The following is a 25965-nucleotide window of genomic DNA, read 5'->3' as shown; positions in this document are numbered from 1 at the left end:
GTGGCGAATAATAAAGGGAAGTCCGCTTATTGTCAACTGTCAATTAGAAAAATTTTTTAAATTTCCGGCGAAAATTTTCTATCCACAAAATCTGTGGATAACTCTGTGAGTTATTCTTTAAGAAGTTGGCTAAACCCTGATGAAAACAGGGGTTTTACTATTTTAACAATAAATTGGTTGTAAAATGTCATTTCTTTATTTATCAATAAGTTATGAAAATTCCAGGAATTTTTTTAAAAAATTTTTCATTTTTGTGAAGCTTTCTTATTGACAAATGTAAGTCTGTGTAAAACTTACATTTTTACTCCCTGAATTTGTGATGAATTTATGTTAAACTAAGCCCGTCATTACGGTTCTTAATTCTTTAACTCGGCAGATTATTTATGTCACATAAAATCAATTCGAAACCCTTTATTCTGCATTCCGAATTTAAACCTTCGGGCGATCAGCCTCAAGCTATAGAAATATTGGCGGAAAATTTAAATGACGGGCTTGCTCATCAAACCTTGCTCGGTGTGACCGGTTCGGGAAAAACCTTTACCATCGCCAATGTGATCGCAAAGCTTAACCGCCCGGCGATGTTACTTGCTCCGAATAAAACTTTGGCGGCTCAGCTTTATGCGGAGATGAAAGCTTTCTTTCCGGAAAATGCCGTGGAATATTTTGTTTCTTATTATGATTATTACCAGCCTGAGGCTTATGTGCCGAGTAGCGATACATTTATCGAAAAAGACGCTTCCATTAATGATCAAATCGAACAAATGCGCCTGTCCGCTACAAAATCATTCCTTGAACGCCGTGACACTATTGTTGTGGCTTCCGTTTCCGCTATTTATGGTTTAGGTGATCCGGATTCCTATTTAAAAATGATGCTGCATTTGCAAACGGGGGCGATTATCGATCAGCGTCAAATTTTAGTCCGTTTAGCCGAATTGCAATATACCCGCAACGATCAGGCTTTTCAGCGCGGTACTTTTCGGGTGCGAGGTGAAATTATTGATATTTTCCCGGCCGAATCCGATGATCGGGCGGTACGAATCGAATTATTCGACGATGAAATTGAGCGCTTAAGCTTATTTGACCCGTTAACCGGTACCGGTTTTGGTGCAGTGCCGAGATTTACCGTTTACCCGAAAACTCATTATGTAACGCCGAGAGAACAAATTTTAGATGCCATTGAAAAAATCAAATCGGAGCTAGCGGATCGCCGGGAATATTTCATTAAAGAAAACAAATTATTGGAAGAACAGCGAATTACCCAGCGTACTCAGTTTGATATAGAAATGATGAACGAATTGGGTTATTGTTCCGGGATCGAAAATTATTCCCGCTACCTATCCGGTCGGAATGAGGGGGAGCCACCGCCTACCTTATTTGATTATATGCCTTCCGATGCTTTGCTGGTTATTGATGAGTCTCATGTCACGGTGCCGCAAATCGGCGGTATGTACCGCGGTGACCGTTCGCGTAAAGAAACGTTGGTGGAATACGGCTTTCGTTTGCCTTCCGCATTGGATAACCGACCGCTGCGTTTTGAAGAATTCGAACGCTTGGCGCCGCAGACTATTTATGTTTCGGCAACGCCCGGACCTTACGAATTGGAAAAATCAGGTACGGAAATTATCGACCAGGTGGTGCGCCCGACGGGCTTGCTTGATCCGGAAATTGAAATCCGTCCGGTTTCTATTCAGGTAGACGATTTGCTGTCCGAAGCCCGTCAGCGTGCGGATCGCAATGAGCGAGTACTGGTAACTACATTGACTAAGCGCATGGCGGAGGACCTTACCGATTATTTGGATGAACACGGCATAAGAGTGCGTTATTTGCATTCCGATATCGACACCGTGGAACGGGTGGAAATTATCCGCGATTTACGTTTAGGCGAATTTGACGTGTTGGTAGGAATCAACTTATTAAGGGAAGGACTGGATATTCCGGAAGTGTCGCTGGTTGCCATTCTTGACGCGGATAAAGAAGGTTTCTTGCGTTCCGAACGTTCGTTAATTCAAACTATCGGTCGGGCGGCGCGTAATTTAAAGGGCAAAGCCATTCTTTATGCGGATCGTATTACCAATTCCATGGAAAAGGCGATCACCGAAACTAACCGCCGTCGTGAAAAGCAAATGAAATATAATGAGGAACACGGCATTACGCCGCAAGGATTAAATAAAAAAGTGGGCGAGTTATTGGATATAGGTCAGGGTGGTTCGAATAAATCAAGAAACAAACCGCGTAGCCAAAAAGCGGCCGAGCCTGCGACAACTTATGCAATACCGATGACTGCGAAAGAATATCAGCAACAAATTAAGAAACTTGAACAGCAAATGTATAAATTTGCACAGGATTTGGAATTTGAAAAAGCGGCCGCAATTCGTGACCAATTGCATAAATTAAGGGAACAATTTGTCGAAAACGGTTAAAAAGTGCGGTTAAAATTTCCGGATTTTTGTATAAAAAGAAAACGGCATTCGATGATTTTGAATGCCGTTTTTTTGTTTATTGAGGCTGGTTACTTAAAATGCCGTTCACCCAGCGTTCAATCAGTCGTTTGCTTTGTTCGTTGGAACCGAAACGGATAAAGTCAATATCAATGATCTTAGGATTAGCCGGCACATGCATGCCCGGATAATATTGCGCATGAATATTTGCCGGCAGTTGATAGGAATCCGCTTCGCGCCAATGCACTTCCTGCGCTTCTGGCGTTAATGCCCAATCGGTGAATAATTTGGCGTTATCTAAATTGCGGGCGCCTTTAATAATGCTGGTTGCCCCTAAAGTATAAGCGGTTCCTTCGCAAGGATAAACGCCTTCAACCGGAGCGCCTTTTTCTTTTTCCCGAACGTAAGTGTGGAAAAAACTGATGTCCACGGCGACTTCGCCGCTTGCCAGATTGCTGGTCGCCAGCCCGCTTTTAGTATATTGCGCAATGTTTTTATTTAATTTGGCTAAGAAATCAAAGGCTTTTTCTTCCCCCCAAAGGGAAACCAAGGCAATTAAGAAAGAATAACCGGTACCGGATACACGGGGATCTGCATATTGAATTTGGTTCTTGAAGCGGGGATCGAGCAAATCGGCAAAACATTTGGGCGGCTCGATATTGAGCGAGGCTAATTTCTTACTGTTTATGCCCATACTGAGTTCCATTAGATAAATAACGGAAGTGTATTCGCCACGTTTTTCAGTGAGATCTTTAAATATCGGCAAAATATCTTTTTGGTTAGGCGAACGGTATTTTTCCAGCAAACCTAAATCCGCCGCCTGCAAATGCGGTTCGAGGGTTCCGCCATACCAAACGTCTCCTTGCGGATTATCTTTTTCCGTTTTAATTTTGCCTAATACCGTACCCGTACTGTTACGTACAAACTGGGTTTTCACATTATATTTTTTTGAAAAAGCTTGCGCGACTTTTTCGCAGGTCGTGTTTTGCACGCTGCAATAAATATTGAGTTTGCCTTCAGCCTGTGCGCCGGAGGGAAGAAATAAGGATAATCCGCATAAAAGTGCGGTCGATTTTATCAAAGTTTTGAGAGGATGTGATGATAGTAAAGTTGTCATTGATCTGCTCCTTGACTAGTGAAAACAAAACAACCAACACTTAAACGAAAGAGTTCTCAATAGATTGATTAGTTTCCTACGCCAGTGTTAACTGTATCAGGTTCACGGGTATTTTCTCAGCTAATTTAAGCACCCCGACTAACGGCGATAACTATAAAAGGTTTCCTTTTATTTGTAAATGAGGTCGGAGGATTGCATTGACAAATGCCATACAGACAATATAATCCCCTGTAAAAATAAACAGATAAAACGGTAAATTGATGGATATTTCAGAATTACTCGACGGATTAAACGATAAACAACGTGAAGCTGTAGCGGCGCCGCTTGGAAATTATCTTGTGTTGGCCGGTGCCGGCAGCGGTAAAACCAGAGTGCTAACGCACCGAATCGCTTGGTTAATTGCCGTTGAAGGGATTTCTGAAGGCAGTATCATGGCGGTAACCTTTACCAATAAAGCGGCGGCGGAAATGCGCCAGCGTATTGAATCCACCCTTTCACAACATTCTTCCCGCCGTTTGTTCGGTATGTGGGTGGGCACTTTTCACAGTATTGCCCACCGATTATTGCGTGCTCATTATCTGGATGCGAATTTACCGCAGGATTTCCAAATTCTGGACAGCGAAGATCAGCTACGTTTACTGAAACGCCTGCTTAAACTACATAATTACGATGAAAAAATGTTTCCCGCAAAACAGGCTTGCTGGTATATCAATAATAAAAAAGATGACGGATTACGCCCTCACCAAATTGATGATAATAACGATAAACAAGAGCGTGAATGGATTAATATTTATCGCATTTATCAGGATACCTGCGATCGAGCCGGATTAGTGGATTTTGCGGAAATTTTATTGCGTGCCTACGAATTATTCCTCAAAAAACCGGTAATTCTGCAGCGTTATCGGCAACGTTTCCAGCAAATTTTAGTAGACGAATTTCAGGATACCAACAAAATTCAATATGCCTGGATTCGATTGCTGGCGGGCGAGACCGGCAATGTTATGATCGTGGGTGATGACGATCAATCCATTTATGGCTGGCGCGGTGCGCAAGTTGAAAATATTCAGCGTTTTTTAGATGATTTCCATAAAGCGAAAACCATTCGTTTAGAACAAAATTATCGTTCTACGGGCAATATTCTGCAATCGGCAAACCAGCTTATTTCCAATAACAGTAACCGTTTGGGAAAAGATCTTTGGACCGAGGGCGACAAAGGCGAGCCCGTCGGTATTTATGCCGCATTTAACGAATTGGATGAAGCTTTGTTTGTTTCTTCTCAAATTAAAATCTGGTGGGAAGACGGCGGCGAACTCAATGATTGTGCGGTGTTATATCGCAGTAACAGTCAGTCCCGCGTGATTGAAGAGGCTTTGATTCGCGCGCAAATTCCTTATCGGATTTATGGCGGTATGCGGTTCTTCGAGCGTCAGGAAATTAAAGATGCGTTGGCGTATTTGCGTTTGATTGCGAATCGGCAGGATGACGCCGCTTTTGAACGGGTTATCAATACGCCGACACGCGGTATTGGCGATCGCACTTTAGATGTGTTGCGTAATCTTACCCGCGAGCGGGAAATTACCTTATGGCAAGCCACTCAGTTAGCTATCGGTGAAAATAAACTGGCAGGACGTTCGGCAACGGCATTACTGCGCTTTTGCGAATTAATTAATTCCTTGGCGCAGGAAACGGAAGAAATGCCTTTATTTGCGCAAACGGATTTTGTCATTAAGCATTCCGGTTTATATGAAATGTATAAACAGGAAAAAGGCGAAAAAGGTGAGGTTCGTATTGAAAACCTGGAAGAACTGGTTTCCGCAACGCGGGAATTCATCAAACCTGATGATGCGGAAGATATGTCGGATCTAAGCGCCTTTTTAACGCATGCATCTCTTGAGGCCGGTGAAGAGCAGGCATCTCCTCATCAATCCTGTGTGCAAATGATGACTTTGCATTCGGCTAAAGGTCTGGAATTTCCGCGGGTGTTTATGGTCGGCGTAGAAGAAGGCTTATTCCCTAGTTTTATGTCTTTAGAAGAACCGGGGCGTTTGGAAGAAGAACGCCGTTTGGCTTATGTGGGGATCACCCGAGCAAAACAGAAATTGACTATTTGCTATGCGGAAAGTCGCCGATTATACGGCAAAGAAGAGCGTCATATTCCGTCCCGTTTTATCAATGAATTACCGCAGGAATGTATTCAGGCGGTTCGTTTGCGGGGTACGGTTACCCGCGCTTACAATCAAAGTGCGGTCGGTTCTGTGAAAATTTCACCGTTAAACGACAGCGGTTGGAAAACCGGGCAAAAAGTGAAACACGGCAAATTCGGCACGGGAACGGTGATTAATGTTGAAGGCTCGGATAATAACACCCGTTTGCAAATCGCGTTCCAGGGGCAGGGGATCAAATGGTTAATTGCGCATTTGGCAAATTTAGAAAAGCTTTAGGGATTATTTAAATCTTTTTTCTATATCCTCGGCTTCTTTTCTTCTCGGGGAGACTTTGCAATCAAGTTCTTATATGCTAATGTTTTGTTCGACGATTGCTGTTTTATTATTAATTATTGACATTGACGGCGCTGTCGGTTGAAGCGCCCGATAATTTAATTTCGCGGGGTATTTTCATTATTTAAGGTCTTTATGCTTTAAAACTTAGGTAAAGCAAACTCCTGCCAAACCCCTCCATACCCCCTAATAAGAAAATATGCTTATCTTTGGTGCGGGTATTGTCATAGAAACGAAAAAATCACCGCACTTTTCATAATTACAACCTAACGAGAAATTTTATGTTTAAGTTTATTCTCAAACGTATTTTGATGGTTATTCCTACTTTTTTAGCCATCACGTTGGTTACGTTTGCACTGGTTCATTTTATTCCCGGCGATCCTGTTGAAATCCGTATGGGAGAGCGTGGCGTTGATCCTATCGTTCATGCGCAAATGATGGAGCAAATGGGGTTGAACGATCCTTTACCCGAACAATATCTAAATTATATAAAAGGCGTTGTACAAGGAGATTTCGGTCGTTCATTCCGTAATAATGAACCGGTTTTGAAAGAATTCTTCACTCTTTTCCCCGCTACTGTAGAACTGGCGTTTTTTGCCTTGCTGTGGTCGTTAATTGCCGGGATTTTTCTTGGGGTTATTGCCGCGGTAAAAAAAGACAGCTGGATCTCCCACACGGTCACGGCGTTATCACTGACCGGTTATTCCATGCCTATTTTTTGGTGGGGGCTTATCCTTATTCTCTATGTTTCTAATTTCTTGGGATTGCCCGCCGGCGGACGTTTGCCCGATGAATACTGGATCGATTTCGATACCGGCTTTATGCTGATTGATACCTGGAATTCCGGCGAGCCGGGCGCATTTGTTGCGGCAATCAAATCCCTAATTCTGCCTGCTGTTGTGTTAGGCACAATCCCGCTTGCGGTAGTTACCCGGATGACGCGTTCCTCCATGCTGGAAGTGTTAGGGGAGGATTATATCCGCACCGCTAAAGCCAAAGGTTTAAGCACGACAAGAATTGTGATTGTGCATGCGTTACGTAACGCATTGATTCCCGTTATTACGGTGGTAGGGCTGATTGTGGGGCAGTTATTGTCCGGCGCGGTGCTTACGGAAAACATTTTCTCATGGCCGGGTATCGGCAAATGGATTATTGATGCTATTAACGCCCGCGATTATCCTGTATTACAGGGTTCCGTATTGATTATTTCAACGATTATTATCGTCGTTAATTTACTTGTTGATGTTATTTATGGCGTGGTGAACCCGCGTATTCGCCATAATTAGGAAATTTTAATGACTACTGAAATCACTTCATCTACACCTCAAACACCATTGCAAGAGTTTTGGTATTATTTCAGACAAAATAAAGGCGCCGTTATTGGTTTGACATTTATTGCGGCGGTCTTTTTTATCTGTATTTGTGCACCTTTTGTTTCGCCTTATGATCCTATTGTGCAACACCGTGATGCATTATTATTGCCGCCCGCCTGGATGGAAAACGGATCGCTTTCTTATTTCTTAGGCACGGACGATATCGGGCGCGATATTCTTTCCCGCATTATTTATGGAGCCCGATTATCGGTTTTTATCGGTTTATTGATTGTTATACTGTCCTGTATTTTCGGTGTAATTTTAGGCCTGCTGGCGGGCTATTACGGCGGATTATTAGATGTTATCGTCATGCGTTTGATGGATATTATGATGGCGATTCCAAGTTTGTTGCTAACCATCGCATTAGTAACTATTTTAGGGCCCTCGTTATTTAATGCCGCCATTGCTATCGCTATTGTGTCCGTACCGAGTTATGTGCGGTTAACGCGCGCTTCCGTATTAAACGAAAAAAACCGGGATTACGTAGTGGCTTCCCGTGTTGCGGGAGCCGGCGTTTTACGGCTTATGTTTATTGTTATTCTGCCAAATTGTTTAGCGCCATTAATTGTGCAAATGACTATGGGTATTTCCAATGCGATTCTTGAATTGGCGGCATTAGGCTTTTTAGGCATCGGCGCCCAACCCCCTACGCCGGAATTAGGAACAATGCTTGCAGAAGCCCGCAGTTTTATGCAGGCGGCAAGCTGGTTGGTGACTATTCCCGGGGTTGCCATTTTATTATTGGTTTTAGCGTTTAACTTAATGGGCGACGGTTTGCGCGACGCTCTTGATCCAAAATTAAAACAGTAAGGAGCGGACGATGTCATTATTAAATGTAAACCAACTTTCCGTTCATTTTGGTGATGGAAAAGCCCCTTTTAAAGCGGTAGATCGTATTAGTTATTCGGTCAATAAGGGCGAAGTGTTGGGCATTGTGGGGGAATCCGGTTCCGGTAAATCCGTCAGTTCTCTGGCAATTATGGGGTTGATTGATTATCCGGGGCGGGTATCCGCAGAAGCTTTATCTTTTGACGGCGTGGATTTGTTAAGTTTAAATGAAAAACAAAAACGAAAAATAGTAGGTGCCGATGTGTCGATGATTTTTCAGGATCCGATGACCAGCCTAAATCCTTGTTATACCGTGGGTTATCAGATTATGGAAGCGCTGAAGGCACATCAGGGCGGCAGCAAAAAAGAACGTCGAGAACGAACCGTCGAGTTATTAAAATTGGTCGGTATTCCCGCTCCCGAGTCCCGTTTAGATGTTTATCCGCACCAACTTTCCGGTGGAATGTCGCAACGGGTGATGATTGCCATGGCGATCGCCTGTAAACCTAGATTATTAATTGCCGACGAACCGACAACGGCACTGGACGTAACTATTCAGGCACAAATCGTCGATTTGTTGTTAACTTTGCAAAAGCAAGAAAATATGGCATTGATTCTGATCACTCATGATCTGGCGTTAGTAGCGGAAGCCGCCCATCGTATTATTGTGATGTATGCCGGACAGGTAGTCGAAGAAGGGCGGGCGGAAGAAATTTTCAAACGGCCGAAACATCCTTATACCCAGGCACTATTGCGTTCGTTGCCCGAATTTGCCGAAGGTAAATCCCGATTGCAGTCTTTACAGGGTGTCGTACCGGGAAAATACGACAGGCCACAAGGCTGTTTATTAAATCCTCGTTGCCCTTATGCAACGGAACATTGCCGTCGGGTTGAACCGGATTTGATTCAATTGGGTGAAGGCAAGGTAAAATGCCATACCCCGTTAAACGCACAAGGAGAACCGAGCAATGTCTGAATCGATAAAACAAGCGACACCATTGCTTGAGGCCGTAAATCTAAAAAAATATTATCCGGTCAAAAAAGGTCTGTTTGCTAAACCTCAACTGGTTAAAGCCTTAGACGGCGTATCTTTTTGTTTGGAAAAAGGGCAAACCTTGGCGGTGGTAGGCGAGTCCGGCTGCGGTAAATCCACCTTAGGGCGCCTGTTGACCATGATCGAAACGCCCACTGACGGCGAGCTTTATTATAACGGCCAAAACTTTTTGGAAAATGATAAAACTACACAAAAACTGCGCCGTCAAAAGATTCAGATTGTGTTCCAAAACCCTTATGGTTCTTTGAATCCGCGAAAAAAAATCGGTTCTATTTTAGAAGAACCGCTGGTGATTAATACGGACTTGACGGCGGCACAGCGCAAAGCCCGGGTACTGGAAATTATGGCAAAAGTAGGGCTGCGGGCGGAATTTTATCATCGTTATCCTCATATGTTTTCCGGCGGGCAACGTCAGCGTATCGCCATTGCCCGCGGGTTAATGTTGCAGCCTGATATTGTGGTTGCCGATGAACCTGTTTCCGCGTTAGATGTTTCGGTGCGCGCTCAAGTGCTGAATTTGATGATGGATTTACAGAAAGAAATGGGCTTGTCTTATGTGTTTATTTCTCACGATCTTTCCGTTGTAGAACATATTGCGGATCAGGTTATGGTGATGTATTTAGGGCGTTGTGTCGAACAGGGAAGGGTTGAGGCGATTTTTAAAAATCCCCGCCATCCTTATACGCAGGCGCTTCTTTCCGCCACACCTAGATTATCGCCAAAATTGAGTTCGGAACGAATCAAATTAGAAGGTGAATTGCCAAGTCCGCTCAATCCGCCAAAAGGTTGTGCTTTCCATACGCGTTGTCGTTTAGCGACAGAACGTTGTAAACAGGAACAACCTTTGTTGAAAGATTATTCCGACGGTACGCGAATTGCCTGTTTTATGGTGGAATAATCCGGCTGATTAAGTATGAAAAGCATATATTGTTAAACTATATGCTTTTTTAAAGTGCGGTTATTTTTTGGCAAATTTTAATACGGGTTCCGCTAATCTCATTTTTACGTAGTATAATTAGCACATCCGCCAGTTCTAATACATTTTCTGTTTTTATGAGCCGCTAATATGAAAACCGATTTTCTTTCGTCGCTGATATTTTCCGTCGGTGTTACCCTGCCTACAATTTTGCTGCTTATTCTTGGTATGCTGATTCGTAAAAAGAAAATGATCGATGATCGTTTTTGTGAGCAGTCAACAAAAGTCGTCTTTAATATTACTTTACCTGTCTTGTTATTTTTCAGTGTGTATGGAAAGCACGTGGATTATATTTCGCAAATGGCGGTATTGTCGGTGGGTATTATCGGGACTATCAGTTTGTTTTTATTAGCCGAACTGTTTGCCGCCAGATTTATTGCCGAAAAACGGGAGCGCGGTACCTTTGTTCAGGCGATTTACCGCGGAAACAGCGGGATTTTAGGTTTAGCTTTTTGTATCAGCGCATTCGGCGATAGCGCAGCGGTGCCGGCGTCCATTTATTCGGCGGCGGTGATTTTTTTATATAATATATTGGCTGTTATTACCTTAACCCGTTCACTTTCTACAGGCTCCGTCAGTGTCGTGAGCATTATGAAAGGGGTGATTAAAAATCCGTTAATTATTGCTATTTTGTTCGCCTTAATTGCAAATAGTATCTCTTTGCAATTACCGGCTCCGTTGCTTTCTACCGGCAATTATTTAGCTAATATGACTTTACCCTTAGCCTTGATTTGTACCGGAGCAACCATTGATTTGTCGGTATTTTCCAATAAAACCTCAAACGTTGTGCTAATGGGAAGCCTCGGGCGGTTAGTTGTTACGCCGGTTTTCATGATACTAATCGGCAAGGTTTTCGGGTTAGACGGTATGCTTTTAGGTGTGGTGGCATTAATGAATACGACTCCGGTGGCTTCTGCCGCTTATGCAATGGTTCGCGCAATGGGCGGTAATTCTGTGACGGTTGCCAATATTATCGGCATTACCACTGTCGGTTCAATGATAACTTCTTCGTTAATGCTATTAATATTATCTCAAGCAGGTTGGATTTAATGGGAAAAGTGCGATCACCAAATTCCCCTCTTCTTTAATAAAGCAAGGGGAATATGGGGAAGCTTCAACAATTTATCTCAGGCTAATTTTCACCCCTAACCGTTCACCTGAATTCAACCGTTTATTGATTCTCGCGCTTTCTACGCAAACCATTGTCTGATAACCCGTTTCACTCATACCGCCCGTCGGCTTATGCCATGGGTTCCAAACCACAATATCGCTTGCATTAATATGTTCTACATTGATTTTACGGTTTAATTGATTATCCTGAATTAAGGTTGCGCCAAGTTCGGCGGAATAAACGCAATCCACTAATTCGCCGATGGTTCTCGGCGAAGGAACATTTTCTTCCGTTTGAGTTAAGGAATTAAAAACGCGGGTTGGTAAGTTATATAATTCCAGCTGACGAATATCGCCCACCCGAAAGTAAGTATGTAAGGCTGCTTGGGCGTTTTCTTCCGCGTAATTCGTAAAGGTAATTTCGCATTCTCCGGTGAAGACGAATTGTATTTTGGCAATAATCAGCCGTTGTTCTGAAAATAATGAAAATTCCAACCGCACTTTTTCAGCGGAAACTTCATAATCGCTAAGTTGCCATAAACTGATTCGGGCAAATCCGTGTGAAGGCGTACCGGCATTATTAAACCAAGGATAACAAATAGGAATGCCGCCTCTGATTGCGGTACCGAGTTTGAACGGCTCGATTTCACTTAACCAAAGTACATCTTGTGGGCAGTAGGCGGGTTTCCAACTAAACAGATGTGCGCCTTGCAAGGCGATTTCCGCTTGTCCGACGGCGTGGTTGAGCTTAATTACCGGAATTTCATTATATTGATGTAAGCTTATAGCCGGCGTTATTTGTTTAATTAATTTAGATTCCATAAAATTTCCTTTTTGTTCATTGGGTTTGATACAATATAGCGCAAATTTTATAGGGAAAGATAATCGAATTACACAATGGCTAATATAGATCAAATTAAAGCGGCTTTTTCCGAGCGGGGGCAACTCAGCTCGAATATTAAGGATTTCCGCCCCCGTTCCGAGCAATTGGAAATGGCGGAAGCCGTGGGAAAAGCGATTGAGAATAAAGGCGTATTAGTTGTTGAAGCGGGAACCGGAACCGGCAAAACCTTTGCCTATTTAACGCCGGCTTTATTGTCAAAAAAGAAAACTATCGTTTCCACAGGCTCAAAAAACCTACAGGATCAATTATTCAAACGGGATCTTCCGACCATTCAAAAAGCCTTAAATTATTCCGGAAAAATAGCCTTGTTAAAAGGGCGGGCTAACTATCTGTGCCTTGAGCGTTTGGATCAGGTAATAGCCCAAGGTGTGCTTGGCGATAAATCCGTATTAGTGGATTTATCAAAAGTAAGAAAATGGAACAATGCTACCAAAACGGGCGATTTGTCGGAATGCGTCGAGCTTGCGGAAGACAGCCCTATTTTACCGCAACTGACAAGCACCACAGAAAGTTGTTTGGGGTCGGATTGCCCTAATTACGGCGATTGTTATGTCGCCGCCGCCAGAAAAAGAGCGTTGGCTGCGGATCTTGTGGTTGTGAATCACCATCTTTTTTGTGCCGATATGGCGGTAAAAGAAAACGGATTCGGCGAGCTTATTCCCAATGCGGAAGTGATTATTTTTGACGAGGCGCACCAATTGCCCGACATTGCCAGCCAATATTTCGGGCAATCTATTACTTCTCGCCAGTTATTTGATTTGTGCAAAGACATTAACATTGTTTATCGGACGGAAATTAAGGATATGCCGCAATTAGGCGTTGCTTCGGACCATTTGCTGAAAATGGTACAGGATTTTCGTTTATTGCTTGGCGAAGGAAATAATCGGGGTAATTGGCGCGAATGGTTGGTAAAGCCTGATGTGCAAAAAGGCTTTAAGGTGCTACAGGAAAAGCTGGATTTTATAGCGGATGTGGTGAAATTAGCGCTTGGCCGTTCGCAAACTTTAGACAGTATTTTTGAACGAATTTCCGCCTTAAAGGCACAACTTGTGCGCTTATCGGATACTTCCGTTACAGGATATTGCTATTGGTTCGAGACATTTAATCGTCAATTCGGTTTACATATTACGCCGTTAACGGTATCGGATAAATTCGGCGAGCAAATGAATAATCATGAGAGCGCTTGGATTTTTACCTCGGCAACCTTAGAAGTCGGCGGAAGTTTTAATCATTTTCGTCAGCGTTTAGGTATTCGGGCTACGGATGAAAAAGTTTTACAAAGCCCTTTTAATTATCCTGAACAGGCCCTATTATGCGTGCCGCGTTATCTACCCGGCAGCAATCAGAATCATACTATGACGAAACTGGCGGAAATGTTACTGCCGGTTATTGAAGCAAATAAAGGACGTTGCTTTGTGCTTTGTACTTCATATTTTATGATGAAAGGGTTTGCCGAATATTTTCGGGAACACAGCGGTTTGTCTATTTTACTGCAAGGCGAAATTTCAAAAACGAAATTACTGGAACAGTTTGTGAGTGAAGAACATTCCGTATTGGTGGCAACCTCCAGTTTTTGGGAGGGCATTGATGTGCGCGGTGACGCCTTATCTTTGGTGATAATCGATAAATTACCGTTTACTTCACCGGATGAGCCTTTATTAAAGGCGCGGGTTGAAGATTGCCAGTTACAGGGTGGAAACCCGTTTAATGATATTCAGATTCCGGAAGCCGTAATTGCCCTGAAACAAGGGGGCGGGCGGCTTATTCGGGATGTGACGGACAGCGGTGCGGTGATCATTTGTGACAGTCGCTTGGTTACCCGCCCTTATGGTGAAACATTTTTAAAAAGTTTACCCAATGCAAAACGTACAAGGGATTTGAATAAAGTGGTAGAATTCCTGAAATCAATTCAGCAAAATAGAACTTAATTATATAAGAGAATTCAATGAGTTTAACATTATTAGCCTTAGATACTTCAACGGAAGCCTGTTCTGTGGCTTTATTACATCATGGGGAGAAAACCCATTTAGACGAAGTAGCGCAACGTTCCCATACAAAACGTATTTTGCCTATGGTTGATGAAATTTTAGCGCAGTCGGGCTTAAGGTTAAATCAGCTGGATGCCTTGGTTTTCGGGCGCGGCCCCGGCAGTTTCACCGGTGTGCGGGTCGGTACCGGAATCACTCAAGGATTAGCGCTCGGTGCGGATTTGCCCGTTATTCCCGTTTCGGATCTTGCCGCTATGGCACAAGCCGCTTATGAGCTGCATCAAGCGGAGCAAGTAATTACTGCCATTGATGCAAGAATGAACGAAGTCTATTTCGCCCAACTTATAGGTGAAAAAGTGCGGTCGGAATTCGGTGAATTTTTGCAATGGAATGAAGTGATTGCCGAACAGGTATGCAGCCCCGAACAGGCTATTGCTCAATTGCGGGCAAACCGAACTCAGGGTGACTGGTTGAATGTGGGAACCGGTTGGGCGGCTTATGAAGCACTGACAAAAACACCGTTTGGTAAAATTTCGGCAATTCAATTGCCTTCCGCTTTATATATGTTATCCCTTGCGGTACCTGCCTGGTATAATCGGCAATATGTTAAAGCGGTAGATGTTGAACCCGTGTATCTGCGTAATGAAGTTACCTGGAAAAAATTACCCGGTCGGGAGTAATTACCTCTTTGATTTATCAGATCATAAGTGAGGATAAAATGAAAAAATGGCTCATTTTTCCGTTAATCGTGTTGCTTAGCGCTTGTGTTCCCGCACCGGAAGGGCTGGAACGCGATGAATTTACCATTCAAAGTCTGCGACAAATTGAAGATTCGGATTATGTCTGTCAGTGCAGGAAAGTGCGGCTGGGCGGCAAGATTATTTCAGCGGAAGCATTAAAAAATCAGACTAAACTGGAAATATTAAGCTTACCGATAACAACTTATTCGGCAAAACCTGTCATTGAAAGCGCTACCGACGGGCGGTTTATCGCTTATCTTGACGGCTTTGCGGATCCGGCTTCGTTAAAAGATCAATATATAACCGTCGCCGGTATATTGAAAGAACAGTGGCGGGGTAAAATTGACGAAGCCGACTATCTATATCCGATTATAAAAGTAACGGCTTATAAACAATGGCGGTTAGCAAAAGAATATTACTATGAATATGATGATTGGCATGACTACCGATTCAGACGTTTTGGTCATTTCAGACATTGGGGCTGGGATCCGTTTTGGCGCCCTGAATTAAAACTACGGTATCGTTTATATTAATAAGAATTATTAGAGGAAAAAATGGAAAAGGGATGGTTTAAAAATTATCCGGAAGGGAGCCCAAGGGAAATTGATACGTCTGAATACCACAGTATTTTAGATATGTTTGATAAGGCGGTTCGGGAACATCCGGATCGTCCCGCCTATATTAATATGGGTAAAGTATTAACCTTTCGTAAGTTAGAAGAACGCAGCCGTGCCTTTGCCGCATATTTGCAAAATGAATTAAAACTGACGCGCGGAGAACGGGTAGCGTTGATGATGCCGAATTTATTGCAATATCCCATTGCTTTATTCGGTGTATTGAGAGCCGGTTTGGTGGTGGTGAATGTTAATCCGCTTTATACTCCCCGCGAATTAGAACACCAATTGCAGGATAGCGGCGCGAAAGCCATTGTAGTGGTATCTAATTTTGCTTCGACTGTAGAGCAAGTTGTGTTTAACACCGATGTAAAACACGTTATTTTGACCCGAATGGGCGATCAGTTGTCTTTCGGTAAGCGTACTTTAGTCAACTTTATCGTTAAATATGTCAAAAAATTAGTACCAAAATATAAATTGCCCCATGCGGTAACTTTTCGTGAAGTATTAAGTGTGGGCAAACACCGTCAATTCGTACGCCCGGATTTGGCGCGCGATGCGTTGGCTTTTTTGCAATACACCGGGGGAACAACAGGCATTGCAAAAGGCGCAATGCTTTCTCACGGTAATATTATTACGAATGTTTTTCAGGCAAAATGGATTGCGGAAAGCTTTATAGGTGATCGCAGAAGAGAACGTATTGCTATTATTCCGCTGCCTTTGTATCACGTATTCGCTCTGTCGGTAAATGCGTTGTTGTTTGTGGAATTAGGGATTACCGCGGTACTCATTACTAACCCTCGTGATGTGGACGGCATGGTAAAAGAGCTGAGAAAATATCCGTTTACGGCAATTACCGGAGTAAATACCTTATTTAACGCCTTGTTAAATAACGAGAATTTTAAAGAAGTGGATTTTTCTTCATTAAAACTTTCCGTAGGCGGCGGAATGGCGGTTCAACAATCCGTTGCTCAACGTTGGCATGACTTAACCGGCAATAATATTATTGAAGGTTATGGTATGACCGAATGTTCGCCGCTTATTGCCGCTTCAACGATTCTTACCGACAAACATGACGGCTCTATAGGCGTGCCGGTACCTAATACCGATATTCGCATTATGCGTGATGACGGCGATGAGGCGGAATTAGGCGAACCGGGCGAACTCTGGGTAAAAGGCGAGCAGGTTATGCAGGGTTATTGGCAGCGTCCGGAAGCTACCGCCGAAGTGTTAAAAGACGGTTGGATGGCAACGGGTGATATTGTGGTGATGGATAAAAATTATATCATGCGCATAGTGGATCGTAAGAAAGATATGATTTTAGTTTCCGGCTTTAATGTTTATCCGAATGAAATCGAAGATGTGGTGATGTTGAATCCAAAAGTGTTAGAGGTGGTGGCTATTGGTGTGCCTCATGAAGTGTCGGGCGAAACGATTAAAATTTTCGTAGTAAAGAAAGACGAAAGTTTAACCCGTGACGAATTACGAGCCCATTGCCGCAACTTACTCACGGGATATAAAGTGCCGAAAGAAATTGAATTTCGTGACGAATTACCGAAAACCAATGTGGGGAAAATTCTTCGCCGGGTATTGCGGGATGAAGAATTAGCCAAACGTAATGCGCAATAATCTATAGCTTCGGAAGCTTGTGGCAAGCTTCAAGCAGCACGTTCTTTTGGGCGTGCTTTATTTTTCTATTTATTTTCAGATTTAAAAATGACATATCAGATAAAAGAAATCCAAAATCCACCGCACTTTATGCTAATCACCGATGATGAAGCATTAGCGGACGTTTGTGCAAGAGCTTCTACAAAATCGGCCATTGCACTGGATACCGAATTTGTGCGAATCCGCAGTTATTATCCTAAATTAGGATTAATTCAACTTTACGACGGGGAACAGGTGAGTTTGATTGACCCGCAGGAAATTCAGGATTTCAGCCCGTTCAAACAACTTCTTGCGGATCCCAAAATATTAAAAGTATTACATGCCTGCCACGAAGATCTTGAGGTTTTTCAGCATTATTATCAGCAACTGCCTGCACCGATGTTAGATACGCAAATTATGGCAAATTTCTTAGGGTTTCAGAATTCTATGGGATTAGCCTCATTGATTAAACATTATTTTAATCTGGAAATCGACAAAGGTGCGTCGCGAACGGATTGGCTGGCGCGTCCGTTATCAAACAGGCAGCTCGCTTATGCAGCGGCTGATGTATGGTATCTATTGCCTTTATATTGCAAAATGCAGAATGCATTAGAACAAACCCGTTGGCAAAGTGCGGTAGAATTTGACTGTAATTTATTATTGGAAAAACATCGGATTGTAAAAAATATAGATAAGGCTTATTTGAGCATTTCCGGTGCATGGAAACTCAATTCGGAAGAATTAATGCGGCTGAAACTACTTGCCAGCTGGCGGCAAGAAGAAGCGGTTAAACGGGATCTGGCGTTAAATTTTGTAGTACGAGGCGAGAATCTCTGGTTATTAGCTCAAAATAATCCGAAACACACTTCTGAAATGCTCAAGTTAGGTTTGAATCCGCAGGAAGTTCGTATTCACGGTAAAAAAATGTTGCAAATTTTGGAGCGCGCCGAACGCATCGATGCCGAATATTACCCGCCTGAAATCAGCCGGTTAGCTGATGATATGCGTTATAAACAAGGTCTGAAAAATTTACAACAAAAGCTAAAAACTATTGCACCGCCGGATTTAAATGCGGAAGTAATTGCCGGCAAACGGAGTTTGGAAAGTTTGATGAAGTGGGTATGGCTAAAACATAAAGACCCGAATAAATTACCCGATCTTATGCGTGACTGGCGTGCGGAATTTGGTTCGGAACTAGCAAAATTACTTTAATTTATGCCGTCAGACGGTATGTATAAAATAATCCGCCGTTATTTTTTTAATAAAAGAAATAAATGTTATTTTTTTGTAAAAAAAGCTAGACAAATGCAGGGAAAATTTCTATTTTCATAAAGTATATACGGAATCCGAAAAGAAAGCTGCGTTCCGGTTTAATCTCTATGTATAATAGTTTGCGTTTTATATTTATAACCCTTGAATAAAAATAGTTAAAACAGGTGTTTTATGCAAAAGAATAGCCCATTAGAAGAATGGCTTGCTTCTACCGCATTAGGCGGAGCAAACCAATCCTATATAGAAGATCTCTATGAAGATTATCTTAGAGACCCTGCCGGTATCGAAGAAAGTTGGCGTAAAACTTTCGATTCTTTGCCAAAATCGACCGCAGTCGAGCAGCCTCATTCTCAAATTCGCAGTTATTTTCAACAATTAGCCCGAGACTCCAATTCTCAATCGGGGGCAAGTGTTATTGACCCGAATGTAAGCAAACGATTGGTTAAAGTTCTGCAATGGGTGAACGCTCATCGTAATCGCGGTCATTTGCATGCGAATTTAGATCCGTTGAACTTATGGCAACGGCTGGACGCGCCGACTTTAGATTACAAATTCTTCGGGTTTACCGATAATGATCTTGATGAAGTATTCGACATCGGTAACTATGTTTATAACAGAGATAAAATTACTTTAAGAGACCTTGCTTACGCTTTAAAAAATACCTATTGCAGTACAATAGGCTTAGAGTTTATGCACGTAAACGATTTAGAAGCGCGAACCTGGCTGCAACGTAAAGTTGAAAATCTATTAAATAAACCGCTGTTCAGCAAAGACGAACAAGTTAAATTTCTTGAAGAATTAACGGCGGCGGACGGTTTAGAGCGTTATCTTGGCGCTAAATTCCCCGGCGCAAAACGTTTTTCTCTTGAGGGTAGTGACGCCTTTATCCCGTTGATGAAAGAAATTATTCGCCACGGTGCGAGAAACGGTGTTAAAGAAATCGTGATGGGTATGGCTCACCGCGGGCGTTTAAATATGTTGGTGAACGTATTGGGTAAAAAGCCGGCGGAATTATTTGATGAATTTGCCGGCAAGCACCAGGGTAACGGCACCGGGGATGTAAAATACCATCAAGGCTATTCTTCCGATTTTATGACCGACGCCGGTTTAGTGCATTTAGCGTTGGCATTTAACCCTTCCCATTTGGAAATTGTCAGCCCGGTCGTTTCCGGTTCCGTTCGCGCCAGACAAAAACGCATCGGCGATGATCACTTCACAAAAGTTTTACCTATTACCGTACATGGTGATTCGGCGGTTATTGGTCAAGGGGTGGTGCAAGAAACTTTAAATATGTCTTCCACTCGGGGTTATACCGTTGGCGGTACTATTCGTATCGTAATTAACAACCAAATCGGGTTTACTACATCAAATACCCGCGATACCCGTTCGACCGAATACTGTACCGATATTGCGAAAATGATTGAAGCACCGGTGATTCATGTAAACGGTGATGATCCGGAAGCCGTAGCTTATGCGGCAAGAATGGCGGTGGAATACCGTACTTTATTCAAACGGGATATTTTTATCGACTTGGTTTCTTATCGTCGCCACGGACATAACGAAGCCGACGAGCCGTTAGCCACCCAACCTGTCATGTATAAACTCATCAAGCAACATCCGACTCCGCGCAAAGTCTATGCGGATCGCCTTGTAGCGGAAGGCGTGATTACCGAATCGAAAGCAACGGAACTGATGAATAATTATCGGGACGGCTTAGATCGCGGCGATTGCGTAGTACCCGAATGGCGCCCGTTAGATACGCAAAAAATGGACTGGACAAGTTTCTTAACGCAGGAATGGACTCCGTATAACGGCAAATTTGATCCGCAGCGTTTTAAAGATTTGGCACGCAAAGTTTGTGAGTATCCTGAAAATCATCCGATTCACCCGCGCGTGCAAAAAATCTATGCGGATCGTTTACTAATGGCAAACGGCGAGAAACTCTTTGATTGGGGCATGGCGGAAACTATGGCTTACGCTACCTTATTGGATGACGGACATCATATTCGTATTTCCGGCGAAGATTCCGGACGAGGCACGTTCTTCCACCGTTTAGCCGTATTGCACAATATGAACGAACGTAAAGCCTATATTCCGTTAATGAATTTGCATCAGGGGCAAGGGCATTTTGAAGTGTGGGATTCCGTACTTTCCGAAGAAGCCGTACTTGCCTTTGAATACGGTTATGCCACCGCCGCACCGAAAACATTAACTATCTGGGAAGCGCAGTTCGGTGATTTTGCCAACGGAGCGCAGGTAGTGATTGATCAATTTATCAGCTCCGGCGAACAAAAATGGGGCAGAATGTGCGGTTTAGTTATGTTATTGCCTCACGGTTATGAGGGAAAAGGTCCGGAGCATTCCTCCGCGCGTTTAGAACGCTATTTGCAACTTTGTGCGCAACAAAATATGCAGGTTTGTGTGCCTTCGACTCCGGCACAGATTTACCATTTATTGCGTCGCCAAATGCTACGTACCGTGCGCCGTCCGCTTGTGGTGATTTCGCCGAAATCCTTATTGCGTCATCCGTTAGCGGTTTCGACAACGGAAGAACTGGTTAACGGCACATTCCAAAATGTGATTCCGGAAATTGACGATTTAGATCCGAAACAGGTAAAACGCGTCGTGTTCTGTGCGGGTAAAGTATATTACGATTTATTGGAACAACGCCGCAAAAATAACCAGACCGACATAGCGATTATTCGGATTGAACAGCTTTATCCTTATCCTCATGAAGAAATGCGGGATATTTTAACCGCCTATTCCCACGTGAAGGATTATGTTTGGTGTCAAGAAGAGCCGTTAAACCAAGGCGCTTGGTATTGCAGCCAGCATAACTTTGTGGCGAATCTGCCGGCTGACGGCAAACTCCGTTATGTGGGGCGTCCGGCTTCGGCATCGCCTGCCGTCGGCTATCTTGCATTACATAATGAACAACAAAAAGCGCTGGTAGCGGAAGCTTTGGCGATTTAGCGAATACATAAATGAAAGGAATATAAAATGAGTAACTTTGATATTATCACCCCTGATTTACCGGAATCCGTGGCGGATGCAACCGTTGTAAAATGGCATAAAGCGGTTGGCGATAAAGTACGGCGCGACGAAGTATTGGTTGAAATTGAAACGGATAAAGTTGTACTGGAAGTACCGGCGCTAAATGACGGTATTATCGAATCTATCATAGAGCCCGAAGGGGCAACGGTTGTAAGCAAACAATTATTAGGCAAGGCGGCATTGCTTCCGGTAGGCGAAGTAACCGTACGGGCGGAAACACCGACGGTGGCGCCGCAAATTGAGGATTCAGCCGTTGCGTCCTCTGCCGATACCCTAGGGCCTGCCGCTCGCCGCTTAATTGCCGAGCATGATTTAAATGTTAATGAAATTAAAGGCAGTGGGGTGAGCGGTCGCATTACCCGTGAAGATGTGGAAGCGGTGATCGCACAAAAAGCCGCATCGGTTGCCGCGAAAAGTGCGGTGGAAAATACCGTAATTTCGTCGCCGGCAGCCGTTCGCACGGAAAAACGCGTGCCGATGACCCGTTTGCGTAAACGGGTGGCGGAGCGTTTGCTGGAAGTGAAAAACAGTACCGCAATGTTAACCACTTTCAACGAAGTGGATATGCAACCTATTATGCAGTTACGCAAAAAATATGCTGAAAAATTTGAAAAGCAGCATGACACCCGATTAGGTTTTATGTCCTTTTATGTGAAAGCGGTTGTGGAAGCATTGAAGCGTTATCCGGTAATCAATGCATCTATTGATGGTGACGACATTGTTTATCACAATTATTTTGATATCAGCATCGCCGTTTCCACCCCGCGCGGTTTGGTTACGCCGGTTATCCGTAATTGCGATAAATTGAGCATGGCTGAAATCGAACGCCAAATTAAAGCGCTGGCGGAAAAAGGCCGTGACGGTAAATTAACGGTGGATGATTTAACCGGCGGTAACTTTACCATTACAAACGGCGGCGTATTCGGTTCATTAATGTCTACGCCGATCATTAACCCGCCGCAAGCGGCTATTTTAGGTATGCACGCCATTAAAGACCGCCCGGTGGCTATTGACGGACAGGTAGCGATTCGCCCGATGATGTATTTAGCATTGTCTTACGACCACCGTCTTATTGACGGCAAAGATTCCGTCGGTTTTTTAGTTACGGTCAAAGAGCTTTTAGAGGATCCGACCAGATTATTGTTAGAAATTTAGCAAAAATCGACCGCACTTTTATGCTGAAAAAGCTATCTATAATAGATAGCTTTTTCTTTTGGAACCTTTTCAACCCCGACAATTTTCAAAAAATAATCTATTTTTTGAACAATAAAAATATTTCACCGAGATAATTCAGTTCTAACGTTTTAATTTTCTATTTTATGTGTAGAATAAAATGAAATAGGGTCTGTTTATCTTTTATAACCGGTTGCGTTGTGCCTAAAATAGCCACGGGCTAGGCGTAAAACGCCGTGAATAGCACTTGCCCTATTAACAATTTTTACAACGACGCATGTGGCTATTTTAGGTACAGCCCGAAAGGACGAGCTTACTTTTCGCCAACTCTGCGTTGAAAATCGTTTGTTTAGAATGACTAAACGGCACGTTTTTCGCCTTGATTTGACGAAAAATAAACTTCGTCGCAGCCGTTTATAAAAGATAAACAGACCCTAATGATTTAAGAAGGAAGTTAAATGAATTTACACGAATACCAGGCAAAACAGATTTTTGCGCAATATGGTTTACCGGTAAGTGAGGGGTGTGCCTGTCAAAGCCTAGAGGAGGCAATTCAAGCCGTTAAAAAATTAGGCGGCGGGCAATGGGTGGCAAAATGTCAGGTCCATGCCGGCGGACGAGGCAAAGCGGGCGGTGTGAAACTGGTAAAATCCGAAGAAGAAGTGCGGTCTTTTTTTGAGAAGTTTTTAGGTCAACGCTTGGTAACCTTTCAAACCGATGCAAAAGGGCAACCTGTTAATGCCATTTATATGGAAGCTTGCGCGAATGTGAAAAAAGAACTCTATTTGGGTGCCGTATTAGATCGCAGTTCGCAGCGCATTGTGTTTATGGTTTCTACCGAAGGCGGCGTGAATATAGAAGAAGTGGCGGAAAAAACACCGCACTTGTTACATAAAATGCCCATTGATCCTTTAGTCGGCGCCATGCCTTATCAAGGTCGCGAACTTGCTTTCAAACTTGGCTTACAGGGTAAACAAATTCAGCAATTTGCACAAATTTTCTGCCAACTGGGCAAAATGTTTGTGGAAAAAGATCTTTCTCTGTTGGAAATCAATCCGTTGGTTATTTTAGACAATGATCAATTACATTGTTTAGATGCCAAAATCGTGGTGGACGGCAACGCCCTATACCGCCAGCCGGAACTGAACGCAATGCGTGATCCGAGTCAGGAAGACGCCAGAGAAGCGGCTGCCGAACAATGGCATTTAAATTACGTGGCGCTTGAAGGTAATATCGGCTGTATGGTTAACGGCGCCGGGCTTGCCATGGGCACCATGGATATTGTGAAGTTGCACGGCGGACAGCCGGCTAACTTCCTTGATGTGGGCGGCGGCACCACAAAAGAGCGGGTAGCGGAAGCTTTTAAAATAATCCTTTCCGATCAATCTGTTAAAGCCATTTTAGTCAATATCTTCGGTGGCATTGTTCGTTGCGATCTTATCGCGGAAGGCATTGTGGCGGCGGTTAATGAAGTCGGCGTAAGCGTGCCGGTAGTTGTCCGTTTAGAGGGAAATAATGCGCCGTTAGGCCGTGAAATTTTAGCGCAAAGCGGTTTGAATATTATCGCCGCAACCAGTTTAACGGATGCCGCGGTACAAGTGGTAAACGCGGCAGAGGGAAAATAAAATGGCGATTTTAATTAATAAAGAAACAAAAGTAATTTGCCAGGGATTCACCGGCGGACAAGGTACCTTTCACAGCGAACAAGCCTTAGCATACGGTACAAAATTAGTCGGTGGCGTATCACCGGGAAAAGGCGGCAGCATCCATTTGGGTTTGCCCGTATTTAATACGGTTAAAGAAGCGGTAGAGCAAACGGGGGCGACAGCCACCGTCATTTATGTGCCTGCGCCGTTTTGTAAAGATGCCATTTTAGAAGCTATTGCCGCAGGCTTGAAACTCATTGTTTGTATCACCGAGGGCATCCCGACTTTGGATATGCTACAAGTGAAACAAAAATTAGATGAAAGCGGTGTAGTGATGATCGGGCCTAACTGTCCGGGCATTATTGTGCCGGATGAATGTAAAATCGGCATTATGCCCGGTTACATCCATAAAAAAGGACGTGTCGGCATTGTATCCCGTTCCGGTACGCTGACCTATGAAGCGGTAAAACAAACCACCGATGAAGGTTTTGGTCAATCCGCTTGCGTAGGTATCGGCGGCGATCCGATTCCAGGTTCTAATTTTATTGATATTTTAAAATTATATCAGGCAGACCCGAAAACCGAAGCGATTGTCATGATTGGCGAAATCGGCGGTTCAGCCGAAGAAGAAGCGGCGGAATTTATTAAAGCGCACGTGACCAAACCGGTCGTCAGCTATATTGCGGGCATTACCGCGCCAAAAGGTAAACGCATGGGACACGCGGGGGCGATTATCAGTGGTGGCAAAGGTACTGCCGATGATAAAATCGCCGCTCTGCAGTCCGCCGGCGTTATTTGTGTGAAAAGTCTTGCGGATATTGGCGCTGCATTAAAAACCGTATTAAAATAGCCCTATAAAAAAGTGCGGTGGAAATTTTAAAAATTTTCACCGCACTTTATTGATTTTTCAGCCCTTTAATAAGGAATAATATGTTAAATAAAGTTTTTTTATCCGGTGTCGCATTGTTGTTGGCCGGCTGCGCCGCCGAACAGGCACCGATTCCCGCTCAATTTGCCGGTGCGGATTACCAATTATCCGATAAAGATGCAAAACAATGGGTTGCGTTAGGCAAGCGGGCGGAAAGTTGCATTTATCCGAATCTGACCCGTATTCAGCAAGAGCATTTTGCCAAAGAAGATTCCTATATTTATTCGCAATATGTGTTTTTCTATCCGTTAGAAGATGTAATTGGCAGTGATGCGGTAAAGATTATTGAGGCGGATCAACAATCTATGGATTACGCCACTTATCAGTTTAAAAAATTTAAACAAAGTGATGAGTTACCAAAGCTTGACGAACTAACTACAGCCCAATGCAATACCTTAAGAATTAAAGCCCGCGAAGATCTGGCAGTGGTGAAAGGACAGCGTATTTCAGCCATGGTTGAGGATACGAATACTACGGGCGGAACATCCAATGCGAACAAAGTAGGCACGGAAGACAACAAATTCTTCTTTGATATTATCAAATGGGGTTCGGCATTGTTGCTGTAATCGGATCCGGAAAAAAGTGCGGTCAAAATTTTAAAAATT

The 25965-nt window shown here is 43.5% G+C and carries 19 protein-coding genes and 1 riboswitch; of the genes, 17 read left to right on the top strand and 2 right to left on the bottom strand.

The features are described 5' to 3' along the window. The first annotated feature begins 383 nt into the window (after nucleotides 1-383). Entirely contained in the window at nucleotides 384-2420 is a 2037-nt protein-coding gene (gene uvrB, locus MS_RS06275) for an excinuclease ABC subunit UvrB (RefSeq protein WP_011200545.1), read from the top strand. Nucleotides 2421-2496: 76 nt separating this feature from the next. Here uvrB and MS_RS06270 read toward each other — a convergent pair whose 3' ends face one another. After that, nucleotides 2497-3555 (bottom strand): ABC transporter substrate-binding protein, encoded by a 1059-nt coding sequence (locus MS_RS06270; RefSeq protein WP_041639805.1) that lies wholly within the window; start codon nucleotides 3553-3555, stop codon nucleotides 2497-2499. A gap of 56 nt (nucleotides 3556-3611) precedes the next feature. Continuing rightward, a riboswitch (TPP riboswitch) is annotated at nucleotides 3612-3702 on the bottom strand. Between the two features lie 113 nt (nucleotides 3703-3815). On the opposite strand from MS_RS06270, the gene uvrD reads away from it, so the two are divergent. The 6 genes from uvrD to MS_RS06240 all read left to right on the top strand — a co-directional run bounded on the left by uvrD (nucleotide 3816) and on the right by MS_RS06240 (nucleotide 11334). Continuing rightward, nucleotides 3816-5996, top strand: a complete 2181-nt coding sequence (uvrD, locus tag MS_RS06265) for a DNA helicase II (protein ID WP_041639803.1) — start codon at nucleotides 3816-3818, stop codon at nucleotides 5994-5996. A 338-nt stretch (nucleotides 5997-6334) separates the two neighbouring features. After that, on the top strand, nucleotides 6335-7339 hold the full coding sequence (locus tag MS_RS06260; protein WP_011200541.1) for an ABC transporter permease subunit: 1005 nt from the start codon (nucleotides 6335-6337) through the stop codon (nucleotides 7337-7339). 9 nt (nucleotides 7340-7348) lie between these two features. Further along, nucleotides 7349-8236 carry an ABC transporter permease subunit gene (locus MS_RS06255; RefSeq protein WP_011200540.1) on the top strand — a complete coding sequence of 296 codons (888 nt, stop codon included), beginning with the start codon at nucleotides 7349-7351 and terminating at the stop codon, nucleotides 8234-8236. 10 nt (nucleotides 8237-8246) lie between these two features. Then, nucleotides 8247-9230, top strand: a complete 984-nt coding sequence (gene dppD, locus MS_RS06250) for a dipeptide ABC transporter ATP-binding protein (protein WP_011200539.1) — start codon at nucleotides 8247-8249, stop codon at nucleotides 9228-9230. Then, nucleotides 9223-10206, top strand: a complete 984-nt coding sequence (locus MS_RS06245) for a peptide ABC transporter ATP-binding protein (RefSeq protein ID WP_011200538.1) — start codon at nucleotides 9223-9225, stop codon at nucleotides 10204-10206. The genes dppD and MS_RS06245 overlap by 8 nt, the downstream gene beginning before the upstream one ends. A 168-nt stretch (nucleotides 10207-10374) precedes the next feature. Then, nucleotides 10375-11334, top strand: a complete 960-nt coding sequence (locus MS_RS06240) for an AEC family transporter (protein ID WP_011200537.1) — start codon at nucleotides 10375-10377, stop codon at nucleotides 11332-11334. A 72-nt stretch (nucleotides 11335-11406) separates the two neighbouring features. Here MS_RS06240 and MS_RS06235 read toward each other — a convergent pair whose 3' ends face one another. Then, on the bottom strand, nucleotides 11407-12216 hold the full coding sequence (locus tag MS_RS06235) for a D-hexose-6-phosphate mutarotase (RefSeq protein WP_041639802.1): 810 nt from the start codon (nucleotides 12214-12216) through the stop codon (nucleotides 11407-11409). Between the two features lie 75 nt (nucleotides 12217-12291). On the opposite strand from MS_RS06235, the gene MS_RS06230 reads away from it, so the two are divergent. From MS_RS06230 to MS_RS06185, 10 genes are all read left to right on the top strand, one after another. Next, nucleotides 12292-14226, top strand: coding sequence for an ATP-dependent DNA helicase (locus tag MS_RS06230; protein ID WP_011200535.1), 1935 nt, complete (start codon nucleotides 12292-12294; stop codon nucleotides 14224-14226). A gap of 17 nt (nucleotides 14227-14243) precedes the next feature. Beyond that, nucleotides 14244-14966, top strand: coding sequence for a tRNA (adenosine(37)-N6)-threonylcarbamoyltransferase complex dimerization subunit type 1 TsaB (tsaB, locus tag MS_RS06225; RefSeq protein WP_011200534.1), 723 nt, complete (start codon nucleotides 14244-14246; stop codon nucleotides 14964-14966). A 38-nt stretch (nucleotides 14967-15004) separates the two neighbouring features. Then, on the top strand, nucleotides 15005-15559 hold the full coding sequence (locus MS_RS06220; RefSeq protein WP_041639800.1) for a Slp family lipoprotein: 555 nt from the start codon (nucleotides 15005-15007) through the stop codon (nucleotides 15557-15559). A gap of 21 nt (nucleotides 15560-15580) precedes the next feature. Beyond that, nucleotides 15581-17269: a long-chain-fatty-acid--CoA ligase FadD gene (fadD, locus tag MS_RS06215; RefSeq protein ID WP_011200532.1), complete on the top strand. Its 1689-nt coding sequence runs from the start codon at nucleotides 15581-15583 to the stop codon at nucleotides 17267-17269. Nucleotides 17270-17356: 87 nt separating this feature from the next. Then, entirely contained in the window at nucleotides 17357-18499 is a 1143-nt protein-coding gene (gene rnd / locus MS_RS06210; protein ID WP_011200531.1) for a ribonuclease D, read from the top strand. 231 nt (nucleotides 18500-18730) lie between these two features. After that, nucleotides 18731-21532, top strand: a complete 2802-nt coding sequence (gene sucA, locus MS_RS06205) for a 2-oxoglutarate dehydrogenase E1 component (protein ID WP_011200529.1) — start codon at nucleotides 18731-18733, stop codon at nucleotides 21530-21532. A 27-nt stretch (nucleotides 21533-21559) separates the two neighbouring features. Continuing rightward, entirely contained in the window at nucleotides 21560-22768 is a 1209-nt protein-coding gene (odhB, locus tag MS_RS06200; RefSeq protein WP_011200528.1) for a 2-oxoglutarate dehydrogenase complex dihydrolipoyllysine-residue succinyltransferase, read from the top strand. A gap of 476 nt (nucleotides 22769-23244) precedes the next feature. Continuing rightward, the gene (sucC, locus tag MS_RS06195; RefSeq protein WP_011200526.1) at nucleotides 23245-24411 is read left to right on the top strand and encodes an ADP-forming succinate--CoA ligase subunit beta; all 1167 of its coding nucleotides are present in this window, start codon (nucleotides 23245-23247) and stop codon (nucleotides 24409-24411) included. Nucleotide 24412: 1 nt separating this feature from the next. Continuing rightward, on the top strand, nucleotides 24413-25282 hold the full coding sequence (sucD, locus tag MS_RS06190) for a succinate--CoA ligase subunit alpha (protein WP_011200525.1): 870 nt from the start codon (nucleotides 24413-24415) through the stop codon (nucleotides 25280-25282). A gap of 80 nt (nucleotides 25283-25362) precedes the next feature. After that, nucleotides 25363-25926: a DUF5358 domain-containing protein gene (locus MS_RS06185; RefSeq protein WP_011200524.1), complete on the top strand. Its 564-nt coding sequence runs from the start codon at nucleotides 25363-25365 to the stop codon at nucleotides 25924-25926. Nucleotides 25927-25965 lie beyond the last annotated feature (39 nt).

The organism is [Mannheimia] succiniciproducens MBEL55E (genome assembly GCF_000007745.1).
GTDB classification, from domain to species: Bacteria; Pseudomonadota; Gammaproteobacteria; order Enterobacterales; family Pasteurellaceae; genus Basfia; species Basfia succiniciproducens.
Note: the sequence above shows the minus strand (reverse complement) of the source record. Positions and strands in the feature narration are given on the sequence as shown.

Coding starts and splice junctions, on each gene's coding strand:
- uvrB (WP_011200545.1), top strand. CDS start 384: ATGTCACATAAAATCAATTCGAAACCCTTTATTCTGCATTCCGAATTT.
- MS_RS06270 (WP_041639805.1), bottom strand. CDS start 3,555: ATGACAACTTTACTATCATCACATCCTCTCAAAACTTTGATAAAATCG.
- uvrD (WP_041639803.1), top strand. CDS start 3,816: ATGGATATTTCAGAATTACTCGACGGATTAAACGATAAACAACGTGAA.
- MS_RS06260 (WP_011200541.1), top strand. CDS start 6,335: ATGTTTAAGTTTATTCTCAAACGTATTTTGATGGTTATTCCTACTTTT.
- MS_RS06255 (WP_011200540.1), top strand. CDS start 7,349: ATGACTACTGAAATCACTTCATCTACACCTCAAACACCATTGCAAGAG.
- dppD (WP_011200539.1), top strand. CDS start 8,247: ATGTCATTATTAAATGTAAACCAACTTTCCGTTCATTTTGGTGATGGA.
- MS_RS06245 (WP_011200538.1), top strand. CDS start 9,223: ATGTCTGAATCGATAAAACAAGCGACACCATTGCTTGAGGCCGTAAAT.
- MS_RS06240 (WP_011200537.1), top strand. CDS start 10,375: ATGAAAACCGATTTTCTTTCGTCGCTGATATTTTCCGTCGGTGTTACC.
- MS_RS06235 (WP_041639802.1), bottom strand. CDS start 12,216: ATGGAATCTAAATTAATTAAACAAATAACGCCGGCTATAAGCTTACAT.
- MS_RS06230 (WP_011200535.1), top strand. CDS start 12,292: ATGGCTAATATAGATCAAATTAAAGCGGCTTTTTCCGAGCGGGGGCAA.
- tsaB (WP_011200534.1), top strand. CDS start 14,244: ATGAGTTTAACATTATTAGCCTTAGATACTTCAACGGAAGCCTGTTCT.
- MS_RS06220 (WP_041639800.1), top strand. CDS start 15,005: ATGAAAAAATGGCTCATTTTTCCGTTAATCGTGTTGCTTAGCGCTTGT.
- fadD (WP_011200532.1), top strand. CDS start 15,581: ATGGAAAAGGGATGGTTTAAAAATTATCCGGAAGGGAGCCCAAGGGAA.
- rnd (WP_011200531.1), top strand. CDS start 17,357: ATGACATATCAGATAAAAGAAATCCAAAATCCACCGCACTTTATGCTA.
- sucA (WP_011200529.1), top strand. CDS start 18,731: ATGCAAAAGAATAGCCCATTAGAAGAATGGCTTGCTTCTACCGCATTA.
- odhB (WP_011200528.1), top strand. CDS start 21,560: ATGAGTAACTTTGATATTATCACCCCTGATTTACCGGAATCCGTGGCG.
- sucC (WP_011200526.1), top strand. CDS start 23,245: ATGAATTTACACGAATACCAGGCAAAACAGATTTTTGCGCAATATGGT.
- sucD (WP_011200525.1), top strand. CDS start 24,413: ATGGCGATTTTAATTAATAAAGAAACAAAAGTAATTTGCCAGGGATTC.
- MS_RS06185 (WP_011200524.1), top strand. CDS start 25,363: ATGTTAAATAAAGTTTTTTTATCCGGTGTCGCATTGTTGTTGGCCGGC.